Annotated in this window: 13 protein-coding genes; 4 read left to right on the top strand and 9 right to left on the bottom strand. The window is 64.3% G+C overall.

Annotated elements, in window-relative coordinates:
- Nucleotides 1-113: 113 nt before the first annotated feature.
- The 5 genes from glgB to NK8_RS15490 all read right to left on the bottom strand — a co-directional run bounded on the left by glgB (nucleotide 114) and on the right by NK8_RS15490 (nucleotide 12,143).
- Entirely contained in the window at nucleotides 114-2,339 is a 2,226-nt protein-coding gene (gene glgB, locus NK8_RS15470) for a 1,4-alpha-glucan branching protein GlgB (RefSeq protein WP_213229788.1), read from the bottom strand.
- Nucleotides 2,326-5,712, bottom strand: a complete 3,387-nt coding sequence (treS, locus tag NK8_RS15475) for a maltose alpha-D-glucosyltransferase (protein WP_213230375.1) — start codon at nucleotides 5,710-5,712, stop codon at nucleotides 2,326-2,328. Before treS ends, glgB begins: the two co-directional genes overlap by 14 nt.
- An 85-nt stretch (nucleotides 5,713-5,797) precedes the next feature.
- A complete protein-coding gene (locus tag NK8_RS15480) occupies nucleotides 5,798-9,202 on the bottom strand; it encodes a maltotransferase domain-containing protein (RefSeq protein ID WP_213229790.1) in 3,405 nt (1,134 codons plus the stop codon).
- 340 nt (nucleotides 9,203-9,542) lie between these two features.
- A complete protein-coding gene (glgA, locus tag NK8_RS15485; RefSeq protein ID WP_213229792.1) occupies nucleotides 9,543-11,204 on the bottom strand; it encodes a glycogen synthase GlgA in 1,662 nt (553 codons plus the stop codon).
- A 282-nt stretch (nucleotides 11,205-11,486) separates the two neighbouring features.
- Complete coding sequence (locus NK8_RS15490; protein ID WP_213229794.1) at nucleotides 11,487-12,143, bottom strand: DUF1345 domain-containing protein; 657 nt, start codon at nucleotides 12,141-12,143, stop codon at nucleotides 11,487-11,489.
- A gap of 251 nt (nucleotides 12,144-12,394) precedes the next feature.
- On the opposite strand from NK8_RS15490, the gene NK8_RS15495 reads away from it, so the two are divergent.
- Both NK8_RS15495 and NK8_RS15500 read left to right on the top strand, forming a co-directional pair.
- Entirely contained in the window at nucleotides 12,395-13,132 is a 738-nt protein-coding gene (locus NK8_RS15495) for a metallophosphoesterase (RefSeq protein WP_213229796.1), read from the top strand.
- Between the two features lie 71 nt (nucleotides 13,133-13,203).
- On the top strand, nucleotides 13,204-14,505 hold the full coding sequence (locus tag NK8_RS15500) for a DNA topoisomerase IB (protein ID WP_225936307.1): 1,302 nt from the start codon (nucleotides 13,204-13,206) through the stop codon (nucleotides 14,503-14,505).
- Nucleotides 14,506-14,518: 13 nt separating this feature from the next.
- Here the strand turns inward: NK8_RS15500 and NK8_RS15505 are convergent, their stop codons facing one another.
- From NK8_RS15505 to NK8_RS15515, 3 genes are all read right to left on the bottom strand, one after another.
- Nucleotides 14,519-15,250, bottom strand: coding sequence for an RES family NAD+ phosphorylase (locus NK8_RS15505; protein WP_213230376.1), 732 nt, complete (start codon nucleotides 15,248-15,250; stop codon nucleotides 14,519-14,521).
- Entirely contained in the window at nucleotides 15,250-15,684 is a 435-nt protein-coding gene (locus tag NK8_RS15510) for an MbcA/ParS/Xre antitoxin family protein (RefSeq protein WP_213229798.1), read from the bottom strand. Before NK8_RS15510 ends, NK8_RS15505 begins: the two co-directional genes overlap by 1 nt.
- Before the next feature lie 93 nt (nucleotides 15,685-15,777).
- Nucleotides 15,778-16,050 (bottom strand): DUF2866 domain-containing protein, encoded by a 273-nt coding sequence (locus NK8_RS15515; RefSeq protein ID WP_162067032.1) that lies wholly within the window; start codon nucleotides 16,048-16,050, stop codon nucleotides 15,778-15,780.
- A gap of 278 nt (nucleotides 16,051-16,328) precedes the next feature.
- Here NK8_RS15515 and NK8_RS15520 point away from each other — a divergent pair, with 278 nt between their 5' ends.
- Together NK8_RS15520 and NK8_RS15525 are read left to right on the top strand one after the other, a co-directional pair.
- The gene (locus tag NK8_RS15520; protein WP_213229800.1) at nucleotides 16,329-16,553 is read left to right on the top strand and encodes a hypothetical protein; all 225 of its coding nucleotides are present in this window, start codon (nucleotides 16,329-16,331) and stop codon (nucleotides 16,551-16,553) included.
- Nucleotides 16,554-16,570: 17 nt separating this feature from the next.
- Nucleotides 16,571-16,879, top strand: coding sequence for a hypothetical protein (locus NK8_RS15525; protein WP_213229803.1), 309 nt, complete (start codon nucleotides 16,571-16,573; stop codon nucleotides 16,877-16,879).
- Nucleotides 16,880-16,971: 92 nt separating this feature from the next.
- On the opposite strand, the gene NK8_RS15530 is transcribed toward NK8_RS15525, so the two are convergent.
- Complete coding sequence (locus tag NK8_RS15530; protein WP_086971801.1) at nucleotides 16,972-17,130, bottom strand: DUF3309 family protein; 159 nt, start codon at nucleotides 17,128-17,130, stop codon at nucleotides 16,972-16,974.
- Between the last annotated feature and the right edge of the window lie 263 nt (nucleotides 17,131-17,393).

Below are 17,393 nucleotides of genomic sequence, written 5' to 3' on the forward strand. Positions count from 1 at the left end.
CTTTCTTTGCCTACTTTCTTTGCAGCAGCAAAGAAAGTAGGTGCCGCCCCGCACAGGGGCAACGCTAATACACCGACACGAAATCGGGATCCGGCGAAAAACAAAACCAGACCTCAATCCGCCCTCAACACAATGGTCGCCAAAGGCGGCAACGTCAACGCCGCTGACTGCTCCCTCCCATGACCCGGATAGTCATCCGTATGAATAACCCCACCATTCCCGGTATTGGACCCACCATAAATCGAAGCATCGGAGTTGAAAACCTCACTCCAACGCCCACGCCGTGGCAGCCCGATCCGATAAGCCAGCCGAGGCACCGGCGTCATATTGCACACCACGACAAGATCCCGCCCTTCGGCATCCGTACGCCGATACGCATACACGCTGTTCGCATTGTCATCGCCGACGATCCACTCGAACCCGCGCGAATCGCTATCGAGCTTATGCAACGCTGGCTCGCTCGTATAAAGCAGATTCAGATCGCGCACGAGCCTCTGCAACCCGCCGTGCAGTGAATCATCGAGCAGATGCCAGTGCGGCGATTCATCGTGATTGAACTCCGCGAACTGCCCGAATTCCCCGCCCATGAACAGGAGCTTCTTGCCCGGATGCGTCCACATGAAACCGTAATAGGCGCGCAGGTTGGCGAACTTCTGCCACCGGTCCCCCGGCATCTTGTTGATGAGCGATCCCTTGCCATGCACCACTTCGTCGTGCGACAAGGGCAGAACGAAGCGCTCGGAATACGCATACACCATCCCGAAGGTATAGAGATGATGGTGGTACTGCCGATAAACCGGGTCCTCCTCCATGTAATGCAGCGTGTCGTGCATCCAGCCCATGTTCCACTTGAAGTCGAAACCAAGCCCGCCGCTCTCGACATCCGCCGTCACGCCCGGCCACGCCGTCGATTCCTCGGCCACGGTGATGGCGCCCGGAATCTGCCGCACTTCGTGATTCAACCGCTTGAGAAACGCAATCGATTCGAGATTCTCGCGACCGCCATAGATGTTCGGCACCCACTCGCCCGCCTTGCGCGAATAGTCGCGATACAACATCGACGCGACCGCATCGACACGCAAGCCATCGACGTGATAGCGCTTCAGCCACGCCAGCCCCGATGCGATCAGAAACGCGCTCACCTCGTTGCGCCCGAGGTTGTAGATCATCGTGTTCCAGTCCTGGTGATAGCCCTCGCGCGGGTCCGCGTGTTCGTACAGCGGCGTGCCGTCGAATTGCACGAGACCATGCGCGTCGTTCGGGAAGTGCGCCGGCACCCAGTCGATGATCACGCCCAGCCCTGCCTCGTGTGCGCGGTTCACGAACTCCGCGAACTGCTCCGGCGTGCCGAAGCGCGCGGACGGCGCGAACTGCCCGAGCGGCTGATAACCCCACGAACCGCCGAACGGATGTTCCGCGATCGGCATGAACTCCAGATGCGTGAAGCCCATGCCCTTCGCATACGGAATCAGGCGTTCGGCAAGCTCGTGCCAGTTCATGCCGCGATTGGCTTCCTCCGGCACGCGCAGCCACGATTCGGCATGCGCCTCGTAAATCGTGATCGGCGATTGCGCGGTCTGCTTGCCGCCGCGCGTGGCCATCCATTCGGCATCGGTCCATGCGTAGTGATCGATGGCATCCGCATCCGCGACCACCGATGCCGTCGAAGGCGGCTTCTCGCTCTGCATCGCGCAAGGATCGGCCTTCAGCGGCAGCGCGTGGCCGTCGCGTGCGACGATCTCGTACTTGTAGCGCGTGCCCGCGCCGATGCCCGGAATGAACAGCTCCCAGACGCCCGCATCGTGACGCAGACGCATCGGGTGGCGCCGGCCATCCCACGTGTTGAAGTCGCCGACCACCGACACGCGGCGCGCATTCGGCGCCCACACCGCGAAACGCACGCCCGCGACATTGCCATGCGTGACCGGGCGCGAGCCGAGACATTCGAGCACCGCATACGGGTCCGCATGCGATAGACGCGTCAGCCATTCATCGGGCAAGGCGGGGCCGAAGGAATACGTGTCGTGCGTTTCCTGCGGCGTGCCGTGCCAGTCGATCTGCAGACGATACGCCGTCGGCCGCTCGACGAAGCCCGCATAGAGCCCCGCATCGTGAATGCGCGCGAGCGAGCCGATGTGCTCGCCGTTGCCCGCATCCGTCACGCCCACGGACGATGCGCCCGGCAGGAACACGCGCACGACATGCCCCAGATCGGTTTGATGCAGGCCGAGCATCGAGAACGGATCGGGATGCCGGGCCTCGACGAGTGCGTCGATGTCGAGCGGATTGAGGCCGTGCGCCGGATTCCTGGTATCCGCCGGATCGCTACGAGTGTTCATGGTGGGTTCCATCCGGATTGTCCTTGGTTGCTCCGAACACGGGTCGCGTGCCCGGAGCGGGCGGCTCGCCCGTATCTCCCAGCAAACGGCTGGCGAGCGACGCGAGACCCCGCAACGGAAGGCCGATCCAGGTCGGCCGGTTCGCTGCTTCGTAGCGGATTTCGTAAGCGGCCTTCTCGATCAGGAAGAGATCGAACAACGGTTGAAACACGTCTTCGGCCGCGATCGTTTCAGGCGACGATGCAATCGCCGCCATGTACTCACGCAAGAAGCTCTCCTCGGCGAACGCGCGCATCCGCTCGAACAGCGCGCGCTTGCGATCCGCCGTCTGCGCGGGCGCGTTTTCCGTGGTCGATTGCGCCGCGGCGCTCGCATACGACAGCGATCGCATCAGGCCCGCGACGTCGCGTAGCGGGCTCGTCTTTCTGCGGCGCTCTTCGAGCGCACGCGCGGGCTCGCCCTCGAAATCGATCAGATAGGCATCGCCCTGGGCCATCAGCACCTGGCCCAGATGGAAATCGCCGTGGATGCGGATGCACAGCGCATCGGCGCCGGGCGCGACGAGCTTCTTCACCGCGTCGACCAGAAGGTCGCGTCGATCGAGCAGGCTCTGCGCGAGGAAACGGTCGTGCTCGTTGAACTCGCCGATCTTCTGCGCGAGGATATCGAGCGCCGAATCGAGCAGCTTCAGCGTGCCGTCGATCCATCCTTGCGCGTCTTCGGCGCTCGCGCGCTGTGGCGCGAATGCTTCATCGTCGGTGGGCGTGGCGAGCGCGACATGCAACTCGCCCAGCCGCTTGCCGATCACGCCCGCGATCGTGCCGTAGCCCGCGAAACCTTCGAGCTGCGCATCGCGTTCCTGCGTATGCTCCTCCGCTTCCACCGCGACGGCGAGTTCATCGACCGTGCGGCGCAGATAGTCGAGCGCGTAGTTCCACGCATCGCCCTGATTGTCGATATAGCCCTGCAGGATAATGAGCGTATGCGGCACGCCCTGCGGATCGACACGCACGACTTCGCCGTAGAGCGGGCCGGTGTTCGCATAGCCGAGCTTCGTCAGATAGCGGCTCATCTCCGCTTCGGGATGAATGCCGCCGACGATGCGCCGCACCAGCTTCAACACGACCTTGTCGCCGATCACGAGCGAGCTGTTGCTCTGTTCGGCCGCGAGCCAGCGAATCTCGGGCAGATCGGCGGGATAGTAGTTGAGTTCGTTGAGCCGCTCGGTCGGAATGAAGCGGATCTCGCTCTTTTGCACCGTCGGCACGACCGCGCGTTCCTTCAGCTTGCGCATGACGCCGTAGGTGAACTGCGGCACCGAGAACGCATCGGTGAGATGCCCGATATTGCGGTTGCGCCGCACGCGCGCCAGCGCGAGCTGCATATAGAGCGGCGAGGTGGTTTCCGTGCCCCACGCGATCGACAGCGGCAGCACGTAGCGCTCGCAATGATCGCCGACATCGGCTTCGATTTCGGTGAACGCGAAGCCGGCGCCTTCGATCGTCGTCAGCGCGGCGAGGCGCACGCCATGCAGCTTCTGATCCTTCGACGCGAACCAGCGGCGCTTGCTGAGGTAATTCGGCAGCACTTCCGATTCGAGCAGGCGCACGTTCTCCGGCGTCGGGCCGGTCTGTCCCGCGCGTATCACCATCGTCACGAATTCGGGCAATTGCTCCGAGGGCGCCTGCGCCCACGCCGGCCGCATGTTCCCCGGGCACAGCTGGAACCACAGGAAACCGTAAGGCGGAAAGGTCAGCAGATACGTGAGCTTGCCGATCGCCGGAAACGGCGAATCGGCGGTCATTTCCAGCGGCACCGATCCATCGAACTCCGACAGGTCGAGTTCCACCGCTTGCGGCGCGCGCGAAAGATTCGCGACGCACAGAATCGGCGGTTCGCCTTCGAGCTCGCGCAGATACGCGAGGATCTTGCGGTTCGCGGGCCGCAGGAAGCGGATCGTGCCGCGCCCGAACGCATGCTTCGAGCGGCGCACCGCCAGCATCTTGCGCGTCCAGTTCAGCAGCGAATGCGGATCGCGGCTCTGCGATTCGACATTCACCGCGTCATAGCCGTAGAGCGAGCCCATCACGGGCGGCAACACGAGCTGTTCCGGATCGGCGCGCGAGAAGCCGCCGTTGCGGTCGGACGACCACTGCATCGGCGTGCGTACGCCGTCGCGATCGCCGAGGTGGATGTTGTCGCCCATGCCGAGTTCATCGCCGTAATAGATGACAGGCGTGCCCGGCATCGACAGCAGCAGCGAATTGATCAGTTCGATGCGTCTTCTGTCGCGCTCCATGAGCGGCGCGAGACGCCTCCTTATGCCGAGATTCAGACGCGCGCGGCGATCGCTCGCATACGTGTTCCACAGATAGTCGCGCTCGGAGTCCGTGACCATTTCGAGCGTGAGCTCGTCGTGGTTGCGCAGGAAGATCGCCCATTGATTGGTCGTGCCGAGATCGGGCGTCTGCCGCATGATGTCGGTGATCGGAAAGCGGTCCTCGCTCGCGATCGACATGTAGATGCGCGGCATCAGCGGGAAATGGAACGCCATGTGGCATTCGTCTTCGTCGCCGAAGTATTCCTTCACGTCTTCCGGCCACTGATTCGCTTCCGCGAGCAGCATGCGGTTCGGATACTCCGCGTCGATGGTCGCGCGAATCTTCTTCAGAATGTCGTGCGTTTCCGGCAGATTCTCGTTGTTGGTGCCTTCGCGCTCGACGAGGTAAGGCACCGCATCCAGCCGCAGCCCGTCGATACCCATGTCGAGCCAGAAGCGCATCACCGAAAGCACTTCCTTGAGGACCGCGGGATTGTCGAAGTTCAGATCCGGCTGGTGCGCGTAGAAGCGATGCCAGTAATACTGGCCCGCTACCGGATCGTGGGTCCAGTTGGACGGCTCCGTGTCGATGAAGATGATGCGCGTCTCTTCATACTTCTTGTCCGTATCGGACCACACGTAATAGTTGCGATGATTCGAGCCCGGCTTCGCATGCCGCGCGCGCTGAAACCACGGATGCTGATCCGACGTGTGATTGATGACGAGCTCGGTGATCACGCGTATGCCGCGCGCGTGCGCTTCCTGAATGAAGCGCTTGACGTCCGCGATGGTGCCGTAATCCGGATGCACGTTGCGGTAGTCGGCGATGTCGTAGCCGTCGTCGCGGCGCGGCGACGGATAGAACGGCAGCAGCCAGATCGCATCGACGCCCAGCTCCGCGATGTAGTCGAGTTTCGCGAGCAGGCCGGGGAAATCGCCGATGCCGTCGTTGTTCGCATCGAAGAAAGACTTGATGTGAACCTGATAGATGATCGCGTCCTTGTACCAGAGCGGATCATCGCTGAGACTCGACGCCTTCTTGTTGCGCTTCACCCTTGTATCCACGTTTCGCTCCAATGTTTCGTGCGGGCTAGCTGCCGCCCTTGTTATTGGTGTGCTCTCGTTCGCCGCCGGTGATTCATCCTTCCTCGTTCGGTTGAGGCTTCGGCAAGCCCCAGGTCGGCGAAATGCGCCATATCGCGAACGGCAGCGAATGCGGATTGAGCCGCACGTGCTGACGCCGTCCACGCCATTCGAATTGTTCGCCCGTCACCTGATCTTCGACCGCGACGGCGTCCCAGTCGTGCACGCCCCAGCGTTCGAGCGTCTGCCACGGCAGGTCGATATCCGCGCCCTGCTCGTTGAACGGATCGAGATTGATCGCGACCAGCACGACGTTATCGCGCGATGCGTTCGCCTTCTCGAAGAACAGGATGTGATCGTTATGCGCGGGCAGGAAGTTCACGCCGAGATGCGTCTGCAACGCGGGATTCGCGCGGCGGATGCGGTTGAGCGCGGTGATCTCGGTCACGATGTTGCCGGGCCGGTTCCAGTCCCACGCCTTCAGCTCGTACTTCTCGGAGTGCAGATATTCCTCGCTGTTGGGCAGCGCCGCGGACTCGCACAACTCGAAGCCGCTATAGACGCCCCACAGGCCCGACAGGGTCGCCGCCAGCGCCGCGCGGATCACGAAGCCCGGCCGCCCCGAGCTTTGCAGGAAGCGCGGATTGATGTCCGGCGTGTTGACGAAGAAGTTCGGGCGGAAGTAATCCTTCGCGTCGGTCTGCGTGAGATCGTGCATGTACTCGATGAAATCGCGCTTGCTTTCGCGCCACGTGAAGTACGTGTACGACTGCGAGAAGCCGAGTTTGGCGAGGCGATTCATCACGCGCGGCCGCGTGAAGGCTTCGGCGAGGAAGATCACGTCGGGATGACGCGCGCGCACGTCGCCGATCACCCATTCCCAGAACGGAAACGGCTTCGTATGCGGGTTGTCGACGCGAAAGATGCGAACGCCCGCCGCGACCCAGTGCAGGAAGACATCGCGCAGGGCGATCCATAGTTCGGGCTTCGCGTCCTGCGCATAGAAGTCCGGATTCACGATGTCCTGATACTTCTTCGGCGGATTTTCCGCATAGCGCAGCGTGCCGTCGGGACGCCACGCGAACCATGTCGGATGTTCCTTCAGCCACGGATGATCCGGCGAGCACTGCACCGCGAAGTCGAGCGCGATCTCGAGACCATGTTCATGCGCGGCTTCGAGCATGCGCTTGAAGTCGTCGAGATTGCCGAGTTCGGGATGCACGGCCGTGTGGCCGCCTTCCTTGCCGCCGATCGCATACGGGCTGCCGACATCGCCCGGCTCGGCCGTGAGCGTGTTGTTCTTGCCCTTGCGGTTGGCAATGCCGATCGGATGGATCGGCGGGAAATAGAGCACGTCGAAGCCCATTTCGCGGATGCGCGGCATCTTGCCGATCACGTCGATGAAAGTGCCGTGACGATGCACGTCGTCGCTCATCGAGCGCGGGAAGATCTCGTACCAGCTCGCGAAGCGCGCGGCGGCGCGTTCGGCGTCGACGCGATAGACCACCGGATCGCGCGACAGGAACGGCCGGTGCCTCGCCGCCGCAACCGCCTTCGCGGTCGCGGGCGCGAGCACGAGTTCGAGCTTGCGCGCGTCATTGGCTTTGGTGAACTCCTTGACGATCGCGTCGAGCGGGGCGCTGTCGCTGTCGGCATCGTCGGCGGTCTTGACTTCCGCGAGAATCAGCGCGAACAGGTGCTTCGCTTCCTCGACTTCGAGCTCGACGGTCTGTCCGGCCTTCAGCTTCTTCTGCATGTGATCGACGAGCGACGCGTAATCGTCGCGCCATGCCATCACGACGAATTCATGACGGCCCACGCGTTCGAGCGGAATGCGCGTCGACCACAGATCGAGGCCGGCGGGCTGCACGGCGGTCATCGGCGCTTCGTGCCAGTCGGTCTCGTCGGCGGCGCGCCATTGCACGGAGGCGGCGATCTTGTCGTGGCCTTCCGCGAAGATCGCGGCCTGAATCTCCAGCGCCTCGCCGACGATGCGCTTCGCCGGAAAGCGTCCGTGATCGATGGATGGCGTGACGCTTTCGATCGATACGCGCGGCGCGGCGATCGCCTCGGTCACGGATTTCTTGTCGGCGGTTTTCGCGCCGCGCTTCACCTGCGGTTGCGCAAGGAGGATGAACGGCTCGGCTTCCGCGCGGAACAGGCGCACTTCGCCGGCCTTCAGCGTGAACGGCGCGAGGCGTTCGGCCTTCTCCATGGCATCGTCGATGAGCGCGAAGCGCGTGTAGTTGCCCGGCACCGATTCGAGCAGATGCAGCGTATCGACATGCACGGGCGCGACGAGATCGGGATTGATGATCGCGAGCACGGCGCCTTCGCTGTGACGCAGATCGCCGCCATCGGCACGAATCAGCGCGGCGTACGGCGTGCCCGCGCCCGTCAGCGAGCGCAGTTCGCCGACGCTCGACAGCGTGCCGACATTGCGCTGCAGTTCGTTCGCGCGCCGCACGCGCGCCGTGAGATCGATGCGCTTCTCGCTCTTCGCGCGCTGGTATTCCGCCGCGACGCCGTATTGCGGCGACATCGGCAGGCCGACGCCGTATTCGAAGCCCATCGGCACCATGATGCCGGTGCCGAGCGCGGCGGCGGTGTCGAGCACGCGCGTGTAGGCGCGTTCGACGATCGCGGTGTCGCTCGTATCGGAGAGATCGCTGATGAGACGCGCGCCGAACGGATCTTCGGGGAACGTTATAGGCGAGGCGATGCGCGTGAGCGCGGCGTGCTCGTCGAAGAGCCATGCGCTTTTGAAGTCCCACCAGCGCGTGGAGGCGAACACGGCGTCGAACGCGGCATCGACGAGACCATGCAGATCATGACGCGTCGCGCCGACGGTCCACGCGAGCCAGCGCGTGTCCGGATGCTTTTCGCGCACGGCCGCGCCGAGCCTGCGCCAAACGTGCGCGGGCACCGCGTAAGGCGAATCGAAGCGAAAGCCGCCGACGCCCGCCGCAGCCAGCACGTTCAGCTCCCGCGCCCACCATTCGGTCAGATGATGCGCGGACTCGCCGTCGGCGAAGTTCGCCCAGGCGACATCGCGCTGACGCGGCGGCTTGCGCGGATCGAGCCGCGCGTCCGCGCTTTCGAACGGCTGGAACCAGTGTTTGTTCTCCTGATAGAGGCCGCCCTCGGCGCTCACGCGATCGATCACGATATCGACGAGCAGGGTGAGATCGTGCTTCTTCGCGGCGTCGGCAAGCTGGCGCAGACCCTCGGCTGCGCTCGCATCGGATTCGAAGACGGGGTGCAGCCGATGATGATCCGACACCGCTTCGCGATGCCCGTTGCTGCCGGGCACGAACGGCGAGCCGATCAGGACATGGTCGAAGCCGAGCCCGGCCGCGTGCTCGAACTGGGCGGGCCAGTTCGCGAGCGGGCCGACGAGCAGGGGATCGATGAAGTAGATACGCGGCGCGTACGCATGATGAGCTTGATGGTTTTCCATCGTTAGTCTTTTCCAGAGTCGTCCTGCGGTGGCGGGGATGCGGGCATCGATCGCGATCACGCTCACGGGCCAAACTGGCTGAAGAGCCGTCCCGGTGTCGCGGATCGCGCGGGCTCTCAGGCGGAACTCAGATTACACCCTGGCGCCGTTCGAATCGACGCCTGCCTGGCCGCGCTCCGCGATGCACCGTGTATCGAGCGCTCTTCGCGCGCACGGTGGGCGCCACGGTCCCCAAGTGATCGTCAACGCACGGCGAGGCAGCACGTAGCGTGCCGCGCCCGGCGTGTCCGGCTCAGTGCAACTTCAGGGCACTACTATGGAACAACTGCAGCGGACATGCTCAGGCAGTGCGCGCAAGCGAATGCGCGTCGTGCGCCTGCGCGGGCATGTGCGCGGGCGCCTGCATGATGTCGGCATCGCGGCGCGGGCGCAGTGCCGTGCGGCTCGGGCGCGCGTCGCTCACGCCGACGTACAGTGCGACCATCTTCGTGACGGCTTCGTTCCATCCGAAATCGCGGGACATCGCGTTGCGCTGCAGCGCGCGCCACACTTGCGGGCGCATGTAGGCATCGAGCGCGCGGCTCGCGGCGTCGATGACATCGCCCACGCGTTCGCCATCGAAGAGAAAGCCGGTGGGCGCGTGCGAGGCGCGCGGCGCGGGCATCGCCGCGATCGGCATGTCGTGCGTGCCGTCGCGCAGCACGATCGACGGACGCAGCGCGGAGTAGGCCGCGTGATCCGCGTTTTGCGCCGCATCGACGATCGTGTCGGCGAGGCCGCCCACGCGCGATGCGACCGGCAGCGTGCCATAGCGCATCGCGTACATCTGCGTAAGGCCGCAGGGCTCGAAACGGCTGCCATGTAGCAGGATGTCCGCGCCGGCGTGCAGTGCATGCGCGCGCCGCTCGTCATATCCGATATACACGCCGACCCGGTCCGGCCATTCCTGCGCGAGCTTTCGGAAGCCCGCTTCGATATACGCTTCGCCCTTGCCGATCACCGCCAGTTGCAGACGCGGATGCTTCTCCAGCAGACGCGGCAGCGCTTCGAGCACGACATCGGCCAGTTTCTGACCGGTCATGCGGCTGCCGATCGCCATCAGCGGCGCGAACGGATCGACGGGCAAGCCGAACTTGCGTTGCAGCGCGCGTTTGCAGGCGTGCTTGCCGCGCATATCGTCGAACGAATAGTTGCGTTCGATGAGCGCATCGGTAGCGGGATTCCACGCCTGTTCGTCGATGCCGTTGACGACGCCGCACAACTTGTCGGCGCAGCTTTGCAGCACGCCTTCCATCAGGTGCCCGAAACGCGGCGTGAGAATTTCGCGCGCGTAGGTTTCGGAGACGGTCGTGATGCGATCGGCATGCACGATGCCCGCTTTCATCAGACTCAGCGCCCCGTAGAACTCGATGCTCTTCGGATCGCTGAGCGCATGCACGAGCCACTTCTCGGGCACGCCGAGCGACGCACCAAGCGAGCGCGCGTAGTTGCCCTGGAATGCGAGATTGTGGATCGTGAATACGCTCTTTGCGTGCACGCCCGCATGCTTCATCAGGAGCGGCGTGAGGCCGGTATGCCAGTCGTGTGCATGCACGATGTCGGGTTTCTTCACGCCGCGCACGCCCTCAGCGATCCTGACCGCCGCGGCCGAGAGCATCGCGAAGCGGATCGCGTTGTCCGGGTAGTCGCGGCCCTGTGCGTCCTGATACAGGCCGGTGCGCGCGTAGAGCGCATCGCAGCGCAGCAGCAGCACGGGCACGCCGGTGTCGGGCATGCGCGCGCGCAACAGCGTCGCATCGCCGCCGGGCAGGCCTCTGAGCGTGCCGACCTTGCTCAGGCCTTGCGCCTGGGCGATCGCATTCGGGTAAGCGGGAAGCAGGATGGTGGCGTCGGCGCCGGCTTCGCGCAGTGCGGCGGCGTAGGCGCTGACCATATCGCCGAGTCCGCCGGTCTTGGCGAGCGGGACGGCTTCGGAGGCGACCAGCAGAACGTTCAAGGGCAAAGTGGGCTCCTGTGCAAGCGGAACGCGCGGATGAACGGCCGCGCATGCAAGTGCTGATCGGGATGGGATTCGGAATGGCTGGCGCATTGCAGCAATCGGTGTGCCACGCGCCGATATGTGTGCAGTGCAGCACGGTCGCGTAGGTGCCGAACGATGGCGACGTGCGCTCCGGCCATGCGCGAAACGGCACGAACGTGCCGCGTGTAAAACTGACAGCGGCGCGCGCCGCGTTTTTACACGGCGGATGAGATGAGCTTATGGCGCGCGCGTGACAACGTCGTTTCAGCCGCCGACCATGCTCGCGGCGATATTGATGGAGAGCCCGAGCACCGCGAGATTGAAGAAGAACGACAGCACCGCTTGCCCGAGCGCCGTGCGGCGCGCGGAGGTCGAGGCGAGCGCGACATCGGCGGTCTGCGAGGCCACGGCGATAGTGAAGGAGAAGTAGAGGAAGTCCCAGTAATCGGGCTTCAGATGCTGGTCGGGAAACTTGAGCGCGGGGTCGTTGTCCGGCGACTGATAGTAGTGCCGCGCGTAGTGCAGCGTGAACATCGTCGGGATCAGGAACCAGGCGCCGAGCATCGTCGCGCCGGTCAGCAGGTAATGCAGCACCGCGCCGGCGCCCATGTTTTTCGCGGTCGACAACTCCACGACGATCGCGACGATGCTCGCGATCGCCGCGACGCTCACGATCATCAGCACGGTCGCGGCGTTCTCGTCCTCGCGCTCGGCGAGCTCCTGCACGTCGCTCTGACGCGCGGTCGCCATCTTCAGCCAGATCAGCACAAGATAGAGCCACACCGCCGTGTCCCAGCCGAGCAGTGCGCGCGCAGTCGGACGCACGTGCGCCGGAATCAGAGCGGCCACGACGCCACCGATCAGCAGGCCGATCAGGGCGCGCGGCCGGTTGCGCAGTACGGACGGGAGAATCTGCTTCATCGCGTGTCGATCCGCATGGGAGCCAGACTTCGCTCGATGGCTGCGATTATTGCCCGTCTGCCTTTCAGCAAGGTGAGCGCTCGCAAGCGGGCGCAATAAATGCGGATTTGGATGATCTGGGCGGCAGCTTTTACGTCGATGACGAGCGCGCACGTAACGGCGATGTAACGGTTGTCGAGCCAGCTTCCAGATTGCTTGCAAAAGCGATCCAACCCTCACACGGGGTCATTGAGCAGCGCTATCATCGACGCATGAATGGTCCTACCTATCCTATCGTCTGCAGGCATCCTGCCAACGAGAGCGGCCGCGATTTCGTGGTCGGCGATCTGCATGGCTGCGTCGATGCGCTGCGCTATCTGCTGCACGAAATCGGCTTCGATGGTGCGCGGGACCGGCTGTTCTCCGTAGGTGACCTCGTCGATCGCGGCGCGGATTCGCTTGCGGCGATCGATCTCATCGACAAGCCGTGGTTTTACGCGGTGCGCGGCAATCACGAGGATTCGCTGATCTCCGTCGCGACCGGCACGATGCGGCGCCAGTCGTGGTATGCGATCGGCGGCGACTGGGCGGAATCGGTCAGCGACGAGCAGCTTGCCGTGCTCGCGGCGCGGCTCGCGAAGCTGCCGCTGGTGCGTATCGTCGGCGAGGGCGCGCAGCGTTTCAATGTGCTGCACGCGGAGTTTTTCGGCTGCGACGCCGAACTCGACGTCACCGAATTTCCTGACGACGTGCGCAACCAGATTCTGTGGGGCCGCGGCCTAGCGCTCGGTCACGCGGACCCGGGTCAGCAATATGGGCTTTCGCCCACGTACTGCGGCCACACGCCGACGCGCACGGTGAAGCAGATCGGCGCGCAGATCTTCATCGATACCGGCGCGTTTGCGTCGGAAGGGCGGCTCACGATCGTTCAGCCCGGCACCGACGAGCGCTGGTCCGTCAAGGAGCGCTGGGCCACGGCGGAAGGTGCGGGCGCGCTCCCGCTGCCCTGAACCCAGGTAGTCCGGCACGCGCGTTGCTCGATGTTTCGCCATCAATCGAACGCATAGTGGCGAGGCGCAAGGTGGCACGAATCGGAAACGACATCGAGACGGGAGGCGTGCAGGGCTGCCCCGAGGATCTGCCGCCGGGCTTGCGCTACATGGACGATTCGCGGCGCGGCTATACGCGCGAATGGACCGACGGCGCATTCGCGTACTTCAACACGCAGAGCAGGCGCATCGACGATGAAGCGGAGATTCGCCGCATCAATGCGCTCGCTATTCCGCCCGCTTACACCGATGTCTGGATCTGCCCCGACGCGCGCGGCCATCTCCAGGCGACCGGGCGCGATGCGCGCGGTCGCAAGCAATATCGCTATCACCCGCAATGGCGCGAAACCCGCGATGCCACCAAGTACGAGCGCATGCTCGCGTTCTCCGGTGTGCTGCCGAAGTTGCGCGCACGCGTCGCGCGCGATTTGACGCTCGACGGCATGCCGCGCAACAAGGTGCTCGCGACCGTCGTGCGCCTGCTCGACACGACGCTGATCCGCGTCGGCAGCGAGGAGTACGCGCGCGAGAATCGCTCGTATGGGCTGACGACGTTGCGAAAGCGTCATCTGAAAGTATCGGCGGGGATGCTGAGGTTCAGGTTTCGCGGGAAGAGCGGTATCGAGCACGATGTCGCCGTGAGCGATACGCGAGTCGCCCGCATCGTCAAGCGCTGCATGGATCTGCCCGGTCAGGATCTCTTCCAGTATCTCGATGCGGACGGCACGCGTCATTCGGTCAGTTCATCGGACATCAACGAATATCTGCACGAGATCACCGGCGCGGATTTCACCGCGAAGGACTATCGGACGTGGGCCGGCAGCGTGTTCGCGCTCGCGGCGCTCAGAAGGCTCAAATGGGAGACGGTGACGGAGGCGCGCAAGCATGTCGTCGGCACGATTAAGGAAGTTGCGCAATTGCTGCGCAACACGCCTGCCGTGTGCCGCAAGTGCTACGTGCATCCTGCAGTCATCGACGCATTCGAGGCGGGCGAACTGGCGGAAACGCTGCCCGCGTCGCGCCGCCACGGATTGAAGACCGATGAAGCCGCGCTCGCGATCTTCCTCGAGAAGGAAGCGAAGCGCCGCACCCGCGAGGCGGCGCGCAAGAACCGAAAGGGCGCTGCGCCGAGCGACACGCGCATCACGAAGCTGCTCACCGAATCGAGCCGCAAGGCGCGCGCCGGTGCGCTCAAGGCGAGCGGCAAGAATCCGGCGAGCCAGGCGCTGGATCAGGTCGTCCGAAAGCCGGCGAAAAAGGCCGCGCGGCCGGCGTCGAAGAAGCTGGCGCGCACGCGCACCGAAACCGCGGTGGCGATCGGTTCAGGCGCGTGAAACGTTTGCCCGGTCAGCCGATCTGGTTCAGTTCGAACACATAGTCGACCGTCTCGCCGTTCCAGTTGTACTCGAGATAGGCCGCGTGACGGCAGTCGCGCAGCATCGTCGTGCGCAGGGCGGCGAGGCATTCGCCTTCCGGATCGCGCACCGACGGATACGCGATTCCCCGCGCGCCCGCCGCACGCACCGCGCGGCCGAGCGCCTTGCCCGGGCCGTAATCATCCGGCGCGAGAATGCGCGGATCCAGTCCCGCCTCGGCGATCGCATCGCCGCGCAGATCGACGACTTCGCCGTGCGCCCGCACCGTGTAGAGACGCATCTGCTGACGCAGCGGCGCTTCGTTCGTGGCCGCGAGAAAGAGACCCGAGTGATAGCGCGTCTCCGCGATCGCCGTCTGCCGTTCGCGACCGCAGTAGAACACGCCGTAGCTGCCGTCGGAAAAGCGGCTGCCGTTCGGGTTCAGATGCGTGAACGCCGCCATGATCGGCCCGCATCCCGGCCCGAAGCAGCGTTCCTCGGGCGGCACGAGATCCAGTTCGCCGACTTCGGTGCGCAGGCGGTCGTTGGTCATCGCTTCGAGCGCGTAGAGCGCCTCGAAATCCTGCGGCGACGCGACCCGGTCGAAGAGATTGACGGCCGGAAAACGTGTCGGAATCACGCGGTATGCGGGCGTCCAGTCGAGCAGACCGTGCGGCCATCGTTCGCGCCAGTTCGATGTGTCCTTGCTGAATGCGATCCCCATCACGCCCAGCCGCCTCGCATTGCGTCGAGATACTGGCGCACGGCGACGAGATCGCTGATGTTGCCCGCCAGCAGACGATCGAGCGCCGGATGACCGCCGAAGGGCGGCGCGGCGTTGGGACGACGGATCCAGGTATCGGCGGCTTTCGGGTCGGGCAGAAGGATTTGCAGCGCCTTGTAGATGCCGAGAATCAGCGACAGGCGCTCCAGCGTATCGCGCGCGAGCCGCGCGGACTCGGGGTCATGCTTCCACTTGAAGTACGTGGAGCGCCCGGGCGAGCCGAGCAGCGTGATCTGCTCTTCGGCGGAAAGCGACCAGTCACGCGCAATATTGAAGAATGCGCGCAGCCCGGCGGCAGAAAGATCGCTTGAATCAAGCGCCGGACGCGGCACCGGATGGCCGGCCGACGCGGTGGCGTGTGCGGCGTTGGGCATGTCGTTGAGTCTCCAAAGGAACTTTCAACGAATATTAGTCCATATTTGGATTAATACAAGCATGCCATGAGTGTTTCTGCTTGCAGCGCCGGATCAGTCCTCGTCGTCGGATGGGCCGTAGCGGCGGCCGGGTACATGGGACTTGAGCGCATCGGCGATCTGGGAAGGCGTGCAATCGGCGGGAACCACACGGCGCTGGACGCGCGGATCGTTCTTCAGCGCCCACTCGACCATGCGATAAGCCGGGCCCCAGGGCGGTTCGACGGGCAGGGACAGACGGCATTCGCGCAGGGTGAGCGCATACTGCTTGCGCAACGTCGGTGCGAGGTTGGCGGGGCGTCGGCGCGCGGCGGTATTGGCGGGCATGGCAACATTCCTCACGGTAGTGGCTCGGCCGTCCGATGCGGACGGGGGCGATGGAGCCGGATCGTGAGTCGAGTGTGTCGGCAGAGAATTAAGGGGGACTTAATGCGCGAGGGCGCGGCCGGGAGGCGCGGCGAAATGCCGCCGCATGCCACGGAAGTCGGGCTGGCGTGCCGGTCAAGAGGCGCTTCGGCATTTTCACCACGGCGCGCGCCGCCTGTTTGCCGCTGCGACCGCTTACTGTATATTCGTACAGGTTGTCCGCGACAGGGAGGTTGCCGATGAATCCACGCAACGATCCGCTCGAAGCCGCCGCGCTCGAACGGTTCATGCGCGCGACGCGCGCGGTCCACGCAGCGTTCGACGCCACGCGAGGCGAGCCCGAGTCCGGTCAGGACGGGCGCTTCGTCGCACGTGCGCTTGCGCGTCTCGACGCCGCGTTGCGCGAGCTGCAAACATCCGAGCAGTCGCTCGACGCCATCCTCTCGCGCAGAGCGGGTCACTAATCGTTGGAGCGAATCACTTGAAGCGCGTATTCCTGATCGTCGTTCTTCTGATCGGCTCGTCGACGCTTTTTGCGGCCGAGCGCTACACGGAAGTCTGGAATCCTCCCGAAGCACAGAGCGTCAAGGGCAAGAGCAAAGCGCACGCGAGCACGCAGGCCTCGGCCAAAAAGAAGCGCAAGAGCGCAACCACGGTGAAGCAGGTCGCTGACAAGACCGCCATCGAACAGCCGCCGGTGACGCCGCGGCCGAAGGCATCATCGCCGAAACAGACCGAACCGGTCATCCCGCGCAAGATCGAGCCGAACGGCCAGGTGATGCGGGTCTAGAAACACCTCACAAAGCGTAGACGACAAAAGGGGCGCCCCGACGGAGCGCCCCTTTTTCTGTGCGGCCCAACCCGGCTGGCAGCCGCAATGCGTCATAGGCGACCCATCAGCAGCAGGACGATCACCACGATCAGCACGACGCCGACGATCCCGCTCGGTCCGTAGCCCCAACTGCGGCTGTGCGGCCACGAAGGTATGGCGCCGATCAGAATCAGGATCAGGATGATCAGCAGTATGGTTCCGATCGTCATTCGACTTCTCCTTGTTCAAATAGACCGCGTGGGCGAATCGGCGCCCGGCGCGGCCTCCCAACTGTCATCGACAGTCATACGCCAGGGGATCGGCGGCTCATGCCGCCGGCAGATCCGTTGTGCGATCGACGAGAGCAATAGAGCAACGGTCATGCCAGCGCGCGTGAAAGCCCGTGGAACAAGGCGCTCGCAGTTCTGGTGAGCGCGCGCGTGAGCATACGATTGTCGAAAAGGAGAGGGGAAATGCGGTGGGGCGGGCAAAA

This window comes from Caballeronia sp. NK8 (genome assembly GCF_018408855.1).
Classification (GTDB): domain Bacteria; phylum Pseudomonadota; class Gammaproteobacteria; order Burkholderiales; family Burkholderiaceae; genus Caballeronia.